Below are 19,306 nucleotides of genomic sequence, written 5' to 3' on the forward strand. Positions count from 1 at the left end.
ATTTAAAGGACCTCGCGAAACGCGAGGTCCTTTGTTTTGTTATATATTAATTAGAGGATTGTGTAAAATATGGAGATCTATATTATATAGATATGCATCTTCACTCTTTTTTAGTAAAAAATCTAGAGCAAAAGTATTTTTAAAGAAAGTGGGCCTCTTTGAGCCCCATAAGCACCTCAGGGAATAAACCAGTTCTTCTTTAAATTACAATTTAATATAATTCGTATAGAGTAAACAGATGATGATATAAAATCATCTTTTTTTAATCAAGCTGTATACTTAGCACTCCAGAAACAACACCCTGGAATAGAATAGTTCTCAATTATCTGATGACTTGTAGCTAATGGGAGGTCATAAGAAAAATTAAATAAGGGAACTTTTTATTTTATAAAAAATTTAGATAGGGTATAATAATTAATATTTAAGGTAAGATAAGTAATTAAATTTAATATAGAATATATAATGAAATTTATTAATGAGGTGTAGAGAAGATAATGAAGAATGAGTTTTATCATAGATTTTTAAAGGGGTTAAAAGAAACAAAGGGAATTCACAATTCTTTAAATGAAATTTTAAAATACGATTTTATATATAATTCAAATAAAATAGAAGGAAGTGCATTTACAATTGAAGCACTTCAACTTTTATTTGAAAAAAATATAGTAATGGGAGTTCATTCTTTAGATGATGTTCAAGAAACTGTTAACTCTTTCTATACTTTTGATATGGTATTAGATAAAATAGATGAAAAACTCACTTTAGAAATGATAAAAGAATGGCATGCTAGTTTAATGTATAGAACAAGATTGTATGATATGGGGTTAGCAGGAGTATTTAAAAAATATCAAAACAGAATACTTGGAGCTAAATTTGATACTGCGAATCCTTGGGAAGTAGAAGAGAAGTTGAATGCAATTATAGAAAATTTTTATAGTTTAAAGGAAGTTACAATTTATGATATAGCAAAATTCCATTTTGAATTTGAATGTATACATCCATTTCAAGATGGGAATGGTAGAATAGGTAGATTTATATATTTAAAGCAACTGTTAGATAATAGGTTAGATTTAAAATATATGAATGGTGAATCTTCAAATGAATATAAAAGGGCCTTAGAAGAATCAACATTGGATAATATAAAACCATTAGTTGATTATATAGAAATGCAAAAGGATTTTATAAAAGAGAATGAAAAAATGTTTTAGTATGTGGGTTTCAAATCGCCCCACAAGCCCCTTGGTCAAATTTTTTATATTTAGTGATAAATGAATATCTACTTAAAGTTGGAAATTTTAAAGGACCTCGCGAAACGCGAGGTCCTTTGTTTTGTTATATATTAATTAGAGGATTGTGTAAAATATGGAGATCTATATTATATAGATATGCAGCATCATTCTTTTTTAGTAAAAAATTTAAATCAAAAATATCTTCATAAATCTTTAAAATTTTAAAATAACTGCATATGCAATAAGAAAAAAATTTTAAAAGTTTTTTCTCAATTTTATTTTAATTTGGATATCTATTTAATGAGTGATATTTAAAAGTTATATTTAGAGAATTTTAAAAGTTATATTTAGGAGGATTTTAATATGCAATTTTCATTTTTAGGTTTTTCAGTTAAAAAGATTATGGAGTTTGGTTTAGATATTAAAGATTTAGCTATTCTTAGGTACTTTGCTGATTTTAAAGATAGTGGAAGAATGAATTATGAAATTATAGAAGATGAAAAATATTATTGGGTTAGCTATCAAAGTTTTGCTAAGGAAATGCCTTATTTAGGATTAGAAAAAAGAACGGTTATGGCTAGGATGTTAAAGCTAAGAGATATGGGAATTTTAAATCATTACACTAAAAAGGAAGGGGGAACCTTTTCTTATTTTAAGCTTGGAAATAAGTTTTATGAGCTTTTTGATAATAATAAAAATGAGGCTCAATCAAATAATGATGCAAAAAGTAATTGTAATAAACAAAGGGATGATGATATTAAATATAATAATCATAATCAAGAAACTAATGTTGATAGTAATAGTAATTATGGCACTATCAATAATCTAGGTATTAGTAATAATTATGGTAGCAACAATAACTATAATATGAAAAACAATGTCCATGGTGTCTTTGAGAATGATGATACTATCAATAAAATAGATGAGGAAAATTATTGTGATGATGAGGTTGTCTATAAAAATGATACAAGGTTATCTACAGAAAATGATAAAGGGTGTACTTTAAAATGTTCAACAAAGACTAATCTATTAAATAACTCATCTACTATAGATTCTAATTTATATAAACATATAGAGAAAGTTAGAGAAATAATAGCATATTTAAATTTAAAGGTTGGAACTAAGTATAAAGAAAATAATAAAGTAACTATTATGCTAATAAATGATAGGCTCAATGAAGGTTATAGTATTGATGATTTTAAAGAAGTTATTGATAAAAAGGTTAAGGTTTGGAAAAATACTGAGTTTGAGCAATATCTAACTCCTAAGACCTTATTTGGTGATAAGTTTGAAGTATATTTAAATCAAAATATCATAAAAGAAGCGAAGAAGGAAAATACATTTATAGATTATAGAGAGCCTAGGAAGTTAAGATTTAATAACTTTAAGGGTAGAGACTATGACTATGTTGATTTAGAGCAGAAATTATTAGGGTGGGCATGATTCTAGTAAATTATCAATAGAAATGGGGGGATAATTAGATATGTTTCATAAGCTAAATAGTTTTGTAAAGAAGTACTAGCCTCACTATATGCTTATTCCACATAGCCTATTTATCTTAGCTAACTTATATTTCTTAATTATACTAATATGAAAGAGGAAATATTAGTAGTTAATATGCATTTAATCTATGCAGGCTTAAGTACAGGAGCTTTCACACTAAGTTCAGTTGAAGCATACTACACGTTACAATATGTCCAACGTCTGCTATGTAAAATTTTAAATTTGCTTATGAGAAGTACTATTATTCAAAAACTACTTAAGGATTTTTCACATTAATTACTTCATTCTTTAATTATTATAACTTTCAGCTTATAAAAATTAACAAGTTTATATAACATTTAAAAAACTTCTCATAACTGCATATATAGTAAATGGGAGGTGATTAATATGGCAAATTCAGTTTTAGTAGGAAATGCTTTAGAGATTAATTATCAAGTTGGTGTTAATTCTAAGGGAAAAGATGTATTCAATAAGCAAAGCTTTAAGAATGTATCTGTAGATGCAACTGATGATAAATTAGTGGAGTTATCAGATGCAGTTGAAAAGCTTATGGATTATTCAGTAAGCACAATTAAGAAGCAACAAACTTTTATGCTAACAAGAGGCTAATTGGCTTTGCAACTTAAGTATTATTAAGACAAGCTCTGAGTAATACTTAATAAAAATCAGCTAAGGCTAATGAACTTAATTCATGACAGAATAGCTAGGATCACGAAAGAATGTGCATAATAAAAAGATGTTGCTAGAGTAATCTTAAAATTGGGGAAAGGGGGATTTAATATGATAGAAAGAACTGCTAGAATGGGGTTTAAAGATGTTGCAGGCAAAAAGACAAATCTGACTATTAAGGATGTTAAAGAAGATGTTTTGGATGCTGACATTTCTGCTCTTATGAATTCTGTAATAACTAATAAGTTATTACAAACAGAATCAGGAGCTCTTGTTGAAATGGTGGAAGCTAATGTAATAACAAAAGAAACTAAGAAAGTTAATCTTTAATATAGTAAAACTAAAGGGAGTCGCGAAACGCGACTTCCTTTATATTTTCACAAAATACACAATAAAGTAAGCCTAATAAGGCACAAATTTTATTAGTCAAATTTAATTAAAAGTTTTGACACACAAAGAGCAGCAGCAGCTAAAGCACCATTATAATTATTATATTCCTTAATTAAAATATCTTGTTTTATATTTTTAGAAAGCAAGTTAATATTTTGTCTTAATAATTCTTCTAATAGATTTTTTAATAAATCTTCATTAAACAACTCTCCATGAATTATAATTTTACTTGAATCAATCATCATTGATAAATTATTAATTGTAATTGAAAGATAATTAATTGCAGAGTTAAGTATTTTTATAATTCCTTCGTCTCCTAACCTATAAGCTTTTAATATAGTTTCTATGGTAATTTTATTTCTTTCAGATACTAATTGTTTCAAATATGTAGTTTCTGAGTTATCAAAGAGTATTTGAGATTTTTTAATAATCCAAGCTTCACTCCCGTATGTTTGAAGACATCCTCTTTTTCCACATTCACATAATTCACCATTCGGATGAACAACGATATGTCCTATTTCTCCAACAAGAAAATTATCCTTGGCATAGAGTTCACCATTGTACATATATGAGCAAAACATTCCTCTACCAACATGGAAGAATATAAAATTATCATCATTGCCATTAAAACTAAATAATCTTTCTGATAATGTCATACATTTAACATTATTTTCAAAGTAGATTGGTAAATCGAATCTTTCTAATAGTATTTTTATATCGAAATTTTTCCAAAATGAATTATTACTAATAATTGATTTATTAACTTCATCAAAATGGCCAGGAAGGGCTATACCTATCCCTTTCGGATTATAGTTTGTACAAGAATCTATAAAACTACTTAATTCATTAATATAAAATTCTTCACTTAAAATTTCTTCTAAATTAGAATTATCTAATTGAATAGTCTTTTCCTTATAAATTTTACCAATATTATCAGTCAAGCAAAAAGATATATATTTAGGTGATAACTCTGTACCTATATAAAAACTATGATTAGGGGATATACCTAATAATATTTTTTTTCTTCCTGACTTATTTTCTTCAGGTATAACTTCTCCAATTTCATGTATAAGGTTTTCTTGAATCATATTACCAGTAATTTCGCTAACTGTTGCAGGTGTAATTCCAGTTTCGTTTGAAATATCAATTCTAGAAATAGGTCCTTTAGCATAAATTTTATCTAAAATTTTAAATCTTAACTTTTGTTGGTTTTTTGTAAGCTTCATATTGTATCTCCTTTCAATAATAATATTATATAACATTAATTATAATTTAAAAATAAATATAATTATTTTTATTATAAATTATTTTGAAGACAATAAAGAGCCTACAAAAGTATAACTCTATTGATTTAGGCTATATTCACTTTTATATATGATAATATTAACTTAAAAATCTAAAGAATAAAGAGGAAAATTGATTATAAATTATAATTAAAAAAGTTAATAATAGCCAATATATATGTTGACAAATTATTTTTGGTAAATTATACTTTAATCATAATAAATTATAAATTATTATCAATTATATAAAAAAATAGATGAAATGTGCTTGATAAATTATAAATTATAAATTATAAATTGTAATTTATAAGAAAAGGAGGGATTATTTAAGTAAAAGGCAGTTTGAATTTTATAAAGGAAGTCCAAGTACATTTAGTTGAGAAAGAGTTATAAATAATTAAGTAATTAAATAATTAAGTAATTAAATAATTAAATTACATTACATTACATTATTTATAGTAATCTAACTATAAATCCTAAGAAAACGATTAAATTGATTTGTATTATAAATATCTTATACTTAACGATAAAGTAATAATTTAGAATTTATAAATATTATCTACAAAAAAATGTGCATTTTATTTAGAAATAGAGAGAAATGATTAGGATTTATTTCTATTGTAAGAATTAAGTTTAATCAAATCTATCTGTTTAGAGATGCTAATTTAAATTAAAAAATTTTAATAACAAGGAGATAAAAATGAATAAGTTGATGGAATCTATTGAAAAATATTTATTACCAATTGCTTCAAAAATAAGTAATCAAAAATTCTTAGTAGCTCTTAGAGATGCTTTTATAGGTACAATGCCTGTTGTTATGACTGGTTCAATTGCTCTTTTACTAAATGCATTTTTAGTAGATGTACCTGGACAATTTGGAAATACTTCAATCCCACAAACATTTAGTTGGTTTGTAGATGTAAATAATTTAATATTTAAAGGCAGTTTAGCTATAGTATCGCTATTATTTATTTTTTCTTTAGGTGTAAATGTTGCCAAGATTTATAAGACAGATACACTATCCTCAGGTATAGTTGCTCTTTCAGCTTTTATAATAGCTATTAGTAATTCTATAACTAAAAGTATTCAATTACCTAATGCTGATGGACAAGTTTTATCAGAACTTTTTAAAGGTGTTAAGGATATAGCTGTTGAAGGAAATAATCTTTCTGTTACAGTTAGTGGAATTATCCCTGGAGCACAAATTAATTCAAATGGTTATTTTACTGCAATTCTTATTGGTTTTATAGCTTGCATTATCTATAGTAAATTAATGAATAAAAACTGGACAATCAAATTACCTGATACAGTACCACCAGCTATTGCAAAACCTTTTATGTCAATAATTCCTGGTTTTGTTGCATTATATGTTGTAGCTATATTCGTATATGCATTTAATAAAATTACTGGACAATTATTAATTGACTGGATATATAAAGTACTTCAAACTCCATTACTAGGTTTATCACAAAGTTTCATTGCAGTTATACTTATTGCATTCTTAACACAATTATTCTGGTTCTTTGGTATTCATGGTGGAAACGTTATGGCACCAATTATGGAAGGCTTATTTGGAATTACTTTATTAGCTAATATGGAAGCTTTTCAAAATAATCAACCAATTCCATATTTATGGACAAGCGTATCTTATGGAGCATTTGTATGGTATGGAACATTAGGTTTATTAATAGCAATATTCTGGAAATCTAGAAATAGTCACTATAAAGAAGTTGCTAAATTAGGTATAGCTCCAGTTTTATTTAATATAGGAGAGCCTGTTATGTATGGACTTCCTACAGTTATGAATCCACTTTTATTTATACCATTCTTATTATCACCTTCATTAATGGCAGCAGTTTCATACTTAGCAACAACTTTAGGTTGGGTAGCACCAGTTACTCAAAATGTTACATGGGTTATGCCACCTGTATTATATGGATTCTTCGCTACAGGATTTGATTGGAGAGCAATTATATTATCATTGGTGAATTTAGCAATTTCAATAGTAGTTTACTTACCTTTCGTTAAGATGGCTGATAAGGAGAACATATAGATGTCTAAATTTGAAATAAGAGAAGAGTTCTATATAGATGATAATAAATTTAAAATTTTATCTGGAGCTGTTCATTATTTTAGAATACACCCTTCTCAATGGGAAGATACATTATTTAATTTAAAAGCTCTAGGATTTAATACAGTAGAAACATATATTCCTTGGAATATTCATGAACCATATGAAGGAAAATTTGATTTTGAAGGAATCAAAGATATAGAAAAGTTTATAAAAACTGCTGAAAAGTTAGGTTTATATGTTATTTTAAGGCCTACTCCTTATATATGTGCTGAATGGGAGTTTGGTGGACTTCCAGCATGGCTATTAAAGGATAAAGAAATAAAGCTTAGAAGCTCTGATGATAACTTTATTGAAAAGCTAAGAAATTATTATAATGATTTACTACCTAGATTAGTTAAGTATCAAGTAACTAAGGGTGGACCAGTTTTGATGATGCAAGTTGAAAATGAATATGGTTCTTATGGTAATGAAAAGGAATATTTGAGAATTGTAGCATCAATAATGAAAGAAAATGGGGTAGATGTTCCTCTTTTCACATCAGATGGTACATGGATTGAAGCATTAGAGTCTGGATCATTAATTGAAGATGATATTTTTGTATCTGGAAACTTTGGTTCAAAATCAAAAGAGAATTGTGATATGCTTAAAGATTTCATTGTACAAAATGGAAAAGAGTGGCCTATTATGTGCATGGAATATTGGGATGGATGGTTTAATAGATGGGGAGAAGATATCATTCGTAGAGACTCTATTGACTTGGCTGAAGATGTAAAGGAAATGCTTAAAATAGGAAGTATTAATCTTTATATGTTCAGAGGAGGAACAAACTTTGGATTTATGAATGGTTGTTCTGCAAGAGGAAATAATGATTTACCACAAGTTACCTCCTATGATTATGATGCGATATTAACGGAATGGGGTAATCCAAGTGATAAGTATTATAAATTACAAAAGGTTATGAAATCACTATATCCTAATATAGAACAATTGCCTCCAAGGAAAAGAATATTAAAGAATCTTGGCAGCTATAAAGTTGATGGTACAGCTAATCTTATGTCTATTGTTTCTGATATATCGAAAGAAGTTAAAACAGTATATCCTAAAGGCATGGAAGATTTAGATTGTAACTATGGATATATGCTATATAGAAGCAAAATTAAGAATTATCATCATGATGAAAAATTAAAGGTTATAGATGCTTCTGATAGATGCCATGTATATATTGATGAAAAACTTATTGCTACTCAATATAAGGCAGAAATAGGAACAGAGGTTGAGTTTAGTAGTGAAAATGAATTTATAAATGTTGATGTATTAGTTGAAAATTTAGGTAGAGTAAACTATGGACATAAATTAAATAGTCCTACTCAAAGAAAAGGGATAAAGGGCGGAGTTATGATAAATAATCATTTCCATAGTGGATGGGTTCAATATCCATTATACCTTGATGAAGAGATGATTTCTAAAATTAAATTTGAAGAAAGTATTGTAGATAAAGTAGAAACTCCAATGTTTTATCATTTTACTGTTGAACTAAATAATATTAATGATACTTTTATTGATTGTTCTAAATATGGTAAGGGCTCAGTATTTGTTAATGGCTTTAATATTGGAAGGTATTGGTCTAAGGGACCTATACAATATTTATATCTTCCATCTGGTTTTCTTAAAGAGAAGAATGAGATTATTGTATTTGAAACCGAAAATATCATAATAAGAGAGCTTGAATTTGATGACAAACCTATTTTTTTAGATTTGTAATTAAATAAAAAATTTAAGTTTTAAAACATATAATCACATAATATTTATTTATAATATTTAAATGGTATAGAAATTATTTTGATAAATATTTAAAAAGGAGAGGTTAATATGAAAAATTTAAATGAGTTTCTTGAAGAAAAAATGTTACCTATAGCTGCTAAGTTAGGGGCAAATAAAGTATTAATTTCAATACGTGATGGTATAACATTAAGTATGCCACTAATTATTATTGGTTCGTTATTCATGATAATAGCAAGTTTTCCAGTTAAAGCATGGACTGATTGGTTGACAGCTGTAGGAATTGATTCTTATTTATGGAAGGGGGTAGATAGTAGTTTCGGATTAATGGGTCTAGTAGCAAGTTTTGGAATTGCAAATAGCTTAGCTCGTCAAAATAAAGTTGATGGTGTTTCAGCAGGTATTGTAGCATTATCATCTTTTATAGTTGTTACACCTTTTGTAAGTGGTGAAACAGGTACAGGCATACCAGTTGGCTATATGGGAAGTAAAGGTTTATTCGTAGCTATGATTATTGGTATTGTTTCAGCTTTAATTTTTAGCTGGTTTATAAAACGTGATATTCAAATTAAATTACCAGATTCTGTGCCACCTGCAGTAGCTAGAAGCTTTAGCGCTTTAATTCCAGGTGCAGCTATTATAACTTTGTGGTTAGTTGTTTTTGCGATTCTTGATAGAGTTAATATTGGTAATATTCATGATTTAATGATGATAGTTTTAGGAAAACCACTAGGATTACTTGGTAATAATATATTTGGAACAATTATTGCAATTCTATTAAATAGTTTATTCTGGTTTGTTGGTATCCATGGAGGAAACGTTGTAAACAGTATTCTTCAACCTATTTGGTTAATGAATTCAGATGCAAACCGTTTATTATTCCAAGCTGATAGTGCAGCTCATTTACCAAATATTATTACACTACCATTTATAGATAATTTCGTATATATGGGTGGCGGTGGAGCTACAATTGGTTTAGTAATTGTTATTGCAATTATTGCTAGACGTAAAAATGCAAGTAAAATGACTAAAGCTATGGCGCCATTAACTTTAACACCAGGTTTATTTAATATTAATGAACCTGCTATGTTTGGGTTACCAATAGTAATGAATGTTTCATTAATCATACCATTTATTTTAGCACCAGTAGCAAATGCGGTAATATCATATGTGGCAATGTCTTCAGGGTTAGTTGCAAGAACTACAGGTATAACAGTTTCTTGGACAATGCCACCAATTCTTAGTGGATTCCTTACAACTGGAAATCATATAAGCGGAGCTGTATTACAAATAGTATGCATACTTGTAGATGTAGCAATTTATTGGTTCTTCTATAAAGCAGTTGAAAAGCAAAACTTAGCTTTAGAAGCAGCTGAGGAAATTGAAATTAATAATAGTATAATGAGCTAATAGCTTAAGAAGATAACAGTAAATAAGCTGAAAATTAGTAAATTAACTTGATATTAATGAAATTAAAAATAGTTTTTTAAAATAAAAAAGTGAAAATAAAAAATATAATTAGTTAAAGAATTTTGGAGGAGTAGTTATGGGTAAAAGATTAATTAGTGCAAATGCATCGGAGATATTAGAAATGACCGCAGCAGAATTAAAACAAAGTATTAAGGCTAGTGAAGGGAGAACCATTCTTTCAGAGAATGTGGCACCAAGGGAATCCTTTATCGGTGATATTACTAACTCTGAAATTGCTAGGGCTTTTGGAGCAGATTTAATTTTACTTAATTGTGTAGATGTTTTAAATCCAGAAATATTTGGACTAGAAGTTAATGAAGGAAATTTTGTAGATGAGTTACATCGTTTAGTTGGACGTCCAATAGGAGTGAATTTAGAGCCTGTAGATTTAGATGCAGATATGGCGGAAGATATTTTAACTATCAGTAGAGGTAGACAAGGTAATCTTGAAACAATTAAAGAAATTGAAAAACTTGGTATGGACTTTGTTTGTTTTACTGGAAACCCTGGTACAGGAGTTACTAATTCACAAATAGAAAAAACAATTCGTTTATCAAAAAAACATTTTTCAGGATTAATTATTGCTGGAAAAATGCATGGAGCTGGTGTTAATGAACCAGTTGCAGATTTAAAAGCAGTAGAAGGATTTATTGAGGCAGGTGCAGATATTATTTTAGTTCCTGCAGTTGGAACAGTACCTGGCTTTGATGATTCAGAATTAAAAGAAGTAGTTAAAGTAGCACATAGTAAAGGTGCACTTGTAATGACTGCAATTGGTACCAGTCAAGAAAGTTCAGATGAAGATACTATTAAACACATTGCAATACGCAATAAAATTTGTGGAGTAGATATTCAGCATATTGGTGATGCAGGTTATGGTGGAGTTGCACCTTTTGAGAATATTTTTGCTATGAGTAAGGCAATTCGAGGTGTTCGTCATACTGTATCTATGATGGCGCGTTCAATTAATCGTTGATCATTTAAAGAAAATATATAGAAATTGAAATATATAGAAGGTTAGGTTTAGTTTTAACCTACCTTCTTATATATTACTAAATTTATAAAGAGTTTTTTTAGATATTATAAGAGAGGTGTATAAATATGAAAAAGACAATTATGTTAATATGTGCAGCTGGAATGAGTACTAGCTTAATGGTGACTAGAATGCAAAAAGCAGCTGAGGAGAAGGGTATTGAAGCAGATATATTTGCTATTTCAGCTAGTGAGGCAGATAGTTATTTCACTGAGAAAAAAGTTGATGTATTACTTTTAGGGCCACAAGTGCGTTTTATGAAATCACAATTTGAAGAGAAGGTAGAGCCATTGGGTATTGCAATTGATGTAATAAATATGACTTACTATGGCATGATGAATGGAGAAAAAGTATTAGAACAAGCTTTAAGTTTAATGAATAAGTAGTTTAGCAAGTATTAAAACAAGCTATAAGTTTAATTAATAATCATTTTTGCAAATCAATTAAATTACTTAAAAGGAGTGTTTATTTTGGGAGAACAAATGAATTTAGATGTAATTATGCAGTTAATTATGTTTGGAGGAGATGCAAAAAGTAATGCAATGGAGGCTATTCAAGCAGCTAAAACTGGAGATTTTGAATTAGCAAAAAATAAAATTAATGATGCTCAAGCTTCATTAACAAAGGCGCATCATTCTCAAACACAAATGTTAACTAAAGAAGCTCAAGGAAATAAAACTGAACTTTCATTATTAATGATACATGGACAAGATCATTTAATGACTTCAATGGCATTTACAGATTTAGCTAAGGAAATTGTTGATATTTATTCTTGCGTTTTAAAAAAGTAAAAATATATTATTTAAGAATTATTAATGATTAAATAAATAGAAGAGGTGAATGCTATGTATTCAAATAATAAAAAATATCAAAAAAATGGTGTTAAAAAATTTGAAAGGTATTCATTTAAGAAATTTAGTGCAGTTTTGACTTCAACTTTGGTTGGAACAAATTTAGTGGCACTATTAGTTGGAACTAATAGTGCGTTTGCACTAGAAAATCAAGTGAATATACAATCTTCTTCAGTTACTGAATCTTTATTAAATCTAGATAAAGTTACTAATGGTAGCTTTGAAAATAATTTTAAATCTAGTAATCAGAATTGGGAATATAAAGCAGGGGCATTAGGAAAGTTAGTGAGTGAAAATGGTAACTCCTATGCAACAATTCAAGCAGGAAATATTGACGATTACGTATTGCAGGTAATTAATACAACACCTGGTAAAAAGTATACTGTTTCTGCAGATATAAAGGTTACAGTACCAGAAGGAAAAACTCCCTCAGGTGTTTTTTTAACAACGAAGCGTCAAACAGATGCAGGAAAGCAAGGATCTGTTTATAAACAATTACAATTTACTGCTAAAACTAATAACTGGGAAAGAAAAGAATTTGAATTTACAGCTGACACATATAAAACTTACGTTGGTATAGTAAAATGGGCACAAACAGATGGAGCAGGAAATGTTAGAAGTACCCAAATTAGTATGGATAATGTAAAGGTTATCGAAGAAGATGATAGTACAGTTATTTGGGAAGATGGTTTTTCAGAAGACGTTTTAGATCAAGATATATGGGGATATGAGCTAGGTAATATTCGTGGTAATGAGCAACAACATTATGTTGATAGTAAAGATAATGTGTTTTTAGAAGATGGAAAGTTGGTTTTAAAGGCAACTAATAGGGAACTTCAAGATCAATATAGAAACACTGCTAAGCATGGAAGTGCTGCAAGAAATGTTATTTATGATTCTGGAAGTGTTAGAACTCATGGAAAGATGGAGTTCTTATACGGACGTATAGAAATGAAGGCAAAACTTCCTAAAGGAAAGGGAGCTTTCCCTGCTTTTTGGACATTAGGTGCTGATTTTATGCTTGATGGTGATATAAATCCACAACAAGGATATGGATGGCCAAGCACTGGTGAAATCGATATTATGGAACTTATTGGAGCACCAACTGATGAAAGATTAGCTCAAGGTGAAGTTGATACAACTAATAATAAAAGACAAAGCAATAAAATTGTTTATGGAACCCCACATTTCTATTATGGAAGTACAAGTGATCCAGATAAAGATGGTAGTTATTCACCAAATGAATTGGGTGGAAATATAACATTAAAAGAAGATTTTCATAATGATTTTCATGTATTTGGAATAAACTGGTCACCTAATAAAATTGAATGGTATGTTGATGGAGTTGTGTATAACACAATGTATTTGACTGGGGATGCACGTTTACAAGCAGCAGCAGCTAGCCTTAATCGACCACAATATATTCAGTTTAATTTAGCAACTGGTGGTAATTGGGCTGGTGATGCAGGGTCATACTTGGGAGAAGATGATACTAGATTCGAAATAGATTGGGTTCGTTGGTCTCAAAATGCTGAACAAAAAGCTGCAGCTGATGAATATTATAAAAATAATCCTAATTTAACTGGTGTTAAAAATATTACTATGATACAGGGTGAAGCTCATAATTTACTTCAAGGTATATCAGTAGATAAAGAGAATTATTTAGTTGATTTTTCAATTGATGATGAATATATGTTTTCAAATGCTGGTGGCAATACAAATGTTACTTTAAGAGTTAGTGGTTCTCAAGATGTAGCTAGGTTGAAAGCATTAGAACCAGGTGTGTATAACATTCACTATAGTGCATTTCCAAAAGGAGCTGTTTTAGGTGGAAAGGTAACCCCAACATATAAAGTAAAGAGAGAGACAGCTATATTAATTGTATTACCTAAAGGGGAAAATGCAATAAAAGGTAATGAAGGCGATACATTATCATCTGTTAAGTTACCTAATGGATGGAAGTGGGAAGATTCAACTCAAGTAATTGATAATAAATCTAGTTATAGAGTTATTTTTAATAATGTTGAACAAAGAGAAGAGGCTGGTAAGGAGCGTACTATTATAGTGGAAATTCCTGGAGAAAAAATTACTGGAGCTCAAGATAAATAAAATCCTTGTATGTTAAATGTAGTAATGAGCGCAGAAAATATTGAGTATAAGTTATTTTTTATAATTATTAGTAAGTATTGATAATATGAAGAAACTTATTAAATTTAAATTAACCAGAGAAAAACATAGAGAGTTTTAAAAATATTTTAGTGTTAAATTTGTTTGGTGTTTATAATATTATTTTATTGCTTTTTGCAATAAATGATTCTTTGTAATTTGGAGGAGAGTATGAAAGGAAAATTGATAACGAGTATTGGATTATCTTTAATATTAACTTTAACCCCTGCAATTCAAGGTATGACATATGTTTATTCTCAGACAATTGATTATAGCGATAAATTATTAGATAAGACTAATATGATTTTTGATAATACATTAAAGACTGCAATTTCTAACAGTGAAGGCATACAAGATAAATTAGAATTGATTAAGAAAATGTCAAAGGGATCTTTCACGTTTAGGTATCGATTAAATGAGGAACAAATTAATAGTGAAATTGTTGGACTGATGTCAATGTCAGTTCACAATGAAGCTAGTGGATATGGTGCTTTCTTTTTTAGACCAACTACTGGTAAATTCGGAATTGAAGTAAAAGGGAAAAGCTTAGTAGAAGTTCAGGCACCAGTTAATACAGTTAATAATACACAGTGGCATACAGTCACATATGTATTTACTGGAAATGAAATGAATGTATATCTAGATGGAGAAAACTTAGGTAGCGTAGCCTTCCAAGGATTATTTAGTGATAATACTTCTTGGGTTCCGCGAGCTACTAAATTAACTGTAGGGGGACTTTACAGAAGCGAATCATTACAATGGGGACTTAGTGGATATATTGAAAAGATTGAGGTTGGTAGCGACGTATTGACGGCAGAACAGGTTAATTCTATCCATAAAGAAACAAATTCTAGTGACTATCCAATTATTAATGATGAATTTATGAAGACAAGTGAGTATGGACTTTGGGATGCTTATGATGAAGATGTCTATATGTATAGAATCCCATCATTAGTAAAAACAAAAGATGGTACTTTAGTGGCAGCTGCTGATGCTCGTAAGAAGCATTGGAATGACTGGGGAGATATTGCAACGGTTGTAAGAACCAGTACTGATAATGGTAGTACATGGAGTAAAAATACTACAGTTTTAGATATGCCAACACAACCATATTATACACAAGATGTAATTTTAGGTGGATCAGATATACGTTCAGCATTATCTATTGACCCTGTATTATTATCAGCTAGTAATGGAGACTTGTTCTTATTAGTAGATATGTTTCCTGAATCACAAGCAGGTGTTAGTTCAAAACTAGGAACTGGATATGTAGAAGTTGATGGGAAGTCTTATTTAGAATTGACAGATGATTCAGGAAATAAATATACTGTTCGTGAAGAAGGAAAAGTATATAGTAGTACGGGTGAATTAACTGAATATACAGTATCTAATGGTGACTATGAACATGCATTTGCAAATAAGGGAGATCTCTATTCTAATGGCAAACGTTTAGGTAATATTTATCTAAATGGAACAGCAGAAGGAAATGACAGTGCACCTTTAAAGGCATATGTAACAAGTTATTTATGGTTATTTAAGAGTACTGATAGCGGTCAAACATGGTCTGATCCAATAGATTTAAATCCAGAAGTAAAAGAAGATTGGATGCGCTTTATGGGCAGCGGTCCAGGAAATGGACTTGAAGTTGTCAAGGCAGATGGAAGCATTAGGCTAATGTTTCCAGTTTATTATACTAATGCTAATGGTAGTGGGATTGGAAAACAAAGTAGTGCCAATATTTATAGTGATGATGGTGGTATAACATGGCACCGTGGTGAATCACCAAATGATGGAAGAATTTATGGCAATGGGTTACATGCTTCATCACAAACATTGAATAATGAAGTAACTGAATTAGGCGAAAGTCAAATTGTTCAATTAAAAAATGGTCATCTATTACAATTTTTGAGAAATAGAGGAACAAATAAAACAATTTTATATGCAATTAGTGAAGACTATGGAGAAACATGGAGTGATACATTAATTGATACTGGTTTATATGAACCATATTGCCAAATGTCAGTTATTTCAATGGATGTTGATGGAAAGGAATCACTAGTCTTATCTAATCCAGCTGGTGGTGGTACAAGAGCTGATGGTAGAGAAAATGGTACAATCAGAATTGGCGAAGTTCAAGATAATGATACGATTAATTGGGTTAGTGAAAGGCTAATTAAAGAAGGACGTTATGCGTATTCTACTCTTTGTCAGTTAGATGATGATCATGTTGGAGTGTTATATGAATACGATGGTCATATAAAATATACCTCAATGAATATAGATTATATTCAAAATAAAAATATTAGTTTTGATCAACCAGCAATTAGTGAGGTTACTAAAGAGGTAATCAAAGATTCTAATAATGAACCAAGTATTATTCAAGCTGGTGACGTAATTAGATTTAATGTTAGATTGAATCAAAATGTATTTGTTCTTGGTGAGCAAAAACTTGATATTACAATTGGAGCGAATAATAAATCAGCCAAGTATGTTTCTGGTTCAGGAACGAATAACATTGTTTTTGATTATACGGTAGGGGATGGGGATTCTGGTGACTTAGTTGTAAATCATGCGATGACTGGTTCAATTGTTGAAAATGTATATGGTTCATCATTACTAGAAAGATCTAATAAATTTGAACTTGGAATAGTAGGATTTAATCCAGAAGATGCTTCAAGAGATTTAAAGGATGTGGATGCAGCAGCTGGTTCATTTGAAAATGGACATAATGCTTCTATGTCAAGAGATGATAAAAATGAAACTTACTGGGAAAGTCGTTCGACTGATTTATCTAAACACTATGTTACTCTATATTTAGATAAAGAATATAATGTTGATGGATTAAGATATTTACCAGCTGCTAATGAAGAAGGGCGCATTACTGAATATGAAATTCAAGTAAGTGATAATCCAGATGATTCATTTGTTACAGTAGCTACAGGTACTTGGGAAAATACAGAAGGATGGAAAATTGTAAAATTTGATAAAATTCATTCAGCACGATATGTAAGAATTGTATCTACTAATCCAACTAATGGTGTTTCAGCAATTGCAGAATTAAGTGCTACAGGAATAGAAAAAGCTACTGAAACTCAAAAGTTAGAAGTTCAAGTAGAGCCTCGATATAATACTGTAAGATTAGAATGGAACAATATTGCAGCAGCAACTAAGTATGTAATTAAAAGAGCTGAAGCAGTAGATGGAACTTACGAAACAATACGAGAGCTTGATCGTAACACTACTAAGTTTATTGATGAGACAGGTTATGGTAAAAAATATTATTATAAAGTTGAAGCTCCACGTGCTAGTGCTCAAACTTTAATTAGTGATGCCTTAACTTTTGATGGAACTACTGGAATTGAAACATTAATAAAAAATGCTCAATTAGGTGTTCAATATGAAAATACTACATTTGATGGAAATAGAATTGAAACATATAATGATAAATCAGCTACAATTCAGTCATTAGAAAAGGGTTCAATTATAATGAAATTTAAGAAAACTGGTAATCTTGATAAAGATACAGTTATGCTAGGATTAAAGAATAAAGCAACCCAAACAACATTAACTGGTGGTTCACAAGTAGCATCATTTTGGATGGGTGCTGATAAAATATTCCATCAGGCTTTCCCAATTGCTGGATCACAAGCTAAGCTAAATATTGGTAGTGATTCTTCTTGGCACACATTAGTATTATCTAATGATAACGAGGGGAAAACGTATCGTTTAACAGTTGATGGTGAAGAAGTATGGGCACTTACAAATACTAAGTTCAATGGTTTCTTCTCAAAGTTTAGCAATTTAAATCAAGTTACAGTTGGTGGACACTTATCTACTGCTGGAGTGGTGGAATATCCGTTTATTGGAGAAATTGCTTATGTAGCAGTTACAGATGAAATTTTAACTGAGAAAGAAGCTAAGGATTTGACTAAAGGAGTTACAATCATTGCTAATAAGGACGCTTTAGTAGCAAAAATAAACGAGGCAAAAGCTTTAGATTCTTCAATATATACTGATGCTTCAATTACAGAATTAAGAGCTCAATTAGAAAATGCAAAAGCTATTAACGTGGATCAAACAGTATCTCAAAAAGCAGTTGATGATGCAGTTGAAGCATTAGATAATGCTATCAAGGCAATGGTTGAAAAGGAACCAATAGAAATAACTTATCCAGTTATAGAAGAGGGTTCGACTCAAACAATTGGATTGCATAATGTTGAAGAGGCTAAAGCATTATTATTAGAAACAGCTGAAGAACTTTCAATTGTTAAAGATGCATTAGCAAAGGGACAAAAGGTTGACTTAGTAGTTGAAGCTAATCCACTAACTGATGTAACAGAAAATGACCATAAGAAATTTGAAGATTTTGAAAAAAACACAGAGACTAATTATTATAATAGATTAACTATTGCTGGATATTTTGAATTAAAAGTATTTGTTCAAATTGATGGTGTAAAGGAAAATGAAGTTAATCTTGAAAATATTAATGAATTACCTGAAACACTTATTTTTAATTTATTAGTTGATAAAAATTTAGTTTCTGAAAATAGAAAGTTTAAGACATTGGCATTAGTAGATGATAATGTTGAAAAATTCTATACAGAGTTAAAAGATAATAATATTGAAATAGAAACTTATAAATTAGGATTGTGTGCATTAGCATATCAGGATAAAAAAGCTAAAGCAGTAGAAATAGACAAGGCTAAATTAGAAGAATTAATTGCGGAAGCTGAAAAAATCAATAAAGATGAATACACAGAAATAAGCTATAATGCTATGGCAGAGAAAATAGAAGCAGCAAAGATGGTATTAGAAGATAAAAATGCAAATCAAGAAGTAGTTGATAAGGCTGCTGAAGAATT

General features: G+C 29.4%; 13 protein-coding genes. 12 read left to right on the forward strand and 1 reads right to left on the reverse strand.

The window, feature by feature from the left end; genetic code table 11:
- The first annotated feature begins 494 nt into the window (after positions 1-494).
- The 4 genes from I2A75_RS06715 (at position 495) to I2A75_RS06730 (ending at position 3,728) form a co-directional block, all read left to right on the forward strand.
- Positions 495-1,205 carry a Fic family protein gene (locus I2A75_RS06715; RefSeq protein ID WP_195263706.1) on the forward strand — a complete coding sequence of 237 codons (711 nt, stop codon included), beginning with the start codon at positions 495-497 and terminating at the stop codon, positions 1,203-1,205.
- Positions 1,206-1,589: 384 nt separating this feature from the next.
- Positions 1,590-2,669, forward strand: coding sequence for a conserved phage C-terminal domain-containing protein (locus I2A75_RS06720; RefSeq protein ID WP_195263707.1), 1,080 nt, complete (start codon positions 1,590-1,592; stop codon positions 2,667-2,669).
- 447 nt (positions 2,670-3,116) lie between these two features.
- Complete coding sequence (locus I2A75_RS06725) at positions 3,117-3,338, forward strand: DUF1659 domain-containing protein (RefSeq protein WP_195263708.1); 222 nt, start codon at positions 3,117-3,119, stop codon at positions 3,336-3,338.
- Between the two features lie 171 nt (positions 3,339-3,509).
- Positions 3,510-3,728, forward strand: a complete 219-nt coding sequence (locus tag I2A75_RS06730) for a DUF2922 domain-containing protein (RefSeq protein WP_195263709.1) — start codon at positions 3,510-3,512, stop codon at positions 3,726-3,728.
- Positions 3,729-3,820: 92 nt separating this feature from the next.
- On the opposite strand, the gene I2A75_RS06735 is transcribed toward I2A75_RS06730, so the two are convergent.
- The gene (locus I2A75_RS06735; RefSeq protein WP_195263710.1) at positions 3,821-5,014 is read right to left on the reverse strand and encodes an ROK family transcriptional regulator; all 1,194 of its coding nucleotides are present in this window, start codon (positions 5,012-5,014) and stop codon (positions 3,821-3,823) included.
- Between the two features lie 757 nt (positions 5,015-5,771).
- On the opposite strand from I2A75_RS06735, the gene I2A75_RS06740 reads away from it, so the two are divergent.
- The 8 genes from I2A75_RS06740 to I2A75_RS06775 form a co-directional block, all read left to right on the forward strand.
- Positions 5,772-7,124 carry a PTS sugar transporter subunit IIC gene (locus I2A75_RS06740; RefSeq protein ID WP_195263711.1) on the forward strand — a complete coding sequence of 451 codons (1,353 nt, stop codon included), beginning with the start codon at positions 5,772-5,774 and terminating at the stop codon, positions 7,122-7,124.
- Positions 7,125-8,906 carry a beta-galactosidase family protein gene (locus I2A75_RS06745; protein ID WP_195263712.1) on the forward strand — a complete coding sequence of 594 codons (1,782 nt, stop codon included), beginning with the start codon at positions 7,125-7,127 and terminating at the stop codon, positions 8,904-8,906. It abuts the gene before it with no gap.
- 108 nt (positions 8,907-9,014) lie between these two features.
- Positions 9,015-10,334, forward strand: a complete 1,320-nt coding sequence (locus I2A75_RS06750) for a PTS sugar transporter subunit IIC (protein ID WP_195263713.1) — start codon at positions 9,015-9,017, stop codon at positions 10,332-10,334.
- 136 nt (positions 10,335-10,470) lie between these two features.
- Complete coding sequence (locus tag I2A75_RS06755; protein WP_195263714.1) at positions 10,471-11,370, forward strand: haloacid dehalogenase-like hydrolase; 900 nt, start codon at positions 10,471-10,473, stop codon at positions 11,368-11,370.
- A gap of 125 nt (positions 11,371-11,495) precedes the next feature.
- The gene (locus I2A75_RS06760; RefSeq protein WP_195263715.1) at positions 11,496-11,813 is read left to right on the forward strand and encodes a PTS sugar transporter subunit IIB; all 318 of its coding nucleotides are present in this window, start codon (positions 11,496-11,498) and stop codon (positions 11,811-11,813) included.
- Between the two features lie 84 nt (positions 11,814-11,897).
- On the forward strand, positions 11,898-12,218 hold the full coding sequence (locus I2A75_RS06765; protein WP_195263716.1) for a PTS lactose/cellobiose transporter subunit IIA: 321 nt from the start codon (positions 11,898-11,900) through the stop codon (positions 12,216-12,218).
- Positions 12,219-12,272: 54 nt separating this feature from the next.
- Complete coding sequence (locus I2A75_RS06770; protein WP_195263717.1) at positions 12,273-14,387, forward strand: family 16 glycosylhydrolase; 2,115 nt, start codon at positions 12,273-12,275, stop codon at positions 14,385-14,387.
- Positions 14,388-14,615: 228 nt separating this feature from the next.
- A partial coding sequence (locus I2A75_RS06775; protein WP_195263718.1) for an exo-alpha-sialidase occupies positions 14,616-19,306 on the forward strand: 4,691 nt, incomplete at its 3' end.

This window comes from Clostridium sp. 1001275B_160808_H3 (genome assembly GCF_015550425.1).
GTDB lineage: Bacteria > Bacillota > Clostridia > Clostridiales > Clostridiaceae > Clostridium.

Coding starts and splice junctions, on each gene's coding strand:
- I2A75_RS06715 (WP_195263706.1), top strand. CDS start 495: ATGAAGAATGAGTTTTATCATAGATTTTTAAAGGGGTTAAAAGAAACA.
- I2A75_RS06720 (WP_195263707.1), top strand. CDS start 1,590: ATGCAATTTTCATTTTTAGGTTTTTCAGTTAAAAAGATTATGGAGTTT.
- I2A75_RS06725 (WP_195263708.1), top strand. CDS start 3,117: ATGGCAAATTCAGTTTTAGTAGGAAATGCTTTAGAGATTAATTATCAA.
- I2A75_RS06730 (WP_195263709.1), top strand. CDS start 3,510: ATGATAGAAAGAACTGCTAGAATGGGGTTTAAAGATGTTGCAGGCAAA.
- I2A75_RS06735 (WP_195263710.1), bottom strand. CDS start 5,014: ATGAAGCTTACAAAAAACCAACAAAAGTTAAGATTTAAAATTTTAGAT.
- I2A75_RS06740 (WP_195263711.1), top strand. CDS start 5,772: ATGAATAAGTTGATGGAATCTATTGAAAAATATTTATTACCAATTGCT.
- I2A75_RS06745 (WP_195263712.1), top strand. CDS start 7,125: ATGTCTAAATTTGAAATAAGAGAAGAGTTCTATATAGATGATAATAAA.
- I2A75_RS06750 (WP_195263713.1), top strand. CDS start 9,015: ATGAAAAATTTAAATGAGTTTCTTGAAGAAAAAATGTTACCTATAGCT.
- I2A75_RS06755 (WP_195263714.1), top strand. CDS start 10,471: ATGGGTAAAAGATTAATTAGTGCAAATGCATCGGAGATATTAGAAATG.
- I2A75_RS06760 (WP_195263715.1), top strand. CDS start 11,496: ATGAAAAAGACAATTATGTTAATATGTGCAGCTGGAATGAGTACTAGC.
- I2A75_RS06770 (WP_195263717.1), top strand. CDS start 12,273: ATGTATTCAAATAATAAAAAATATCAAAAAAATGGTGTTAAAAAATTT.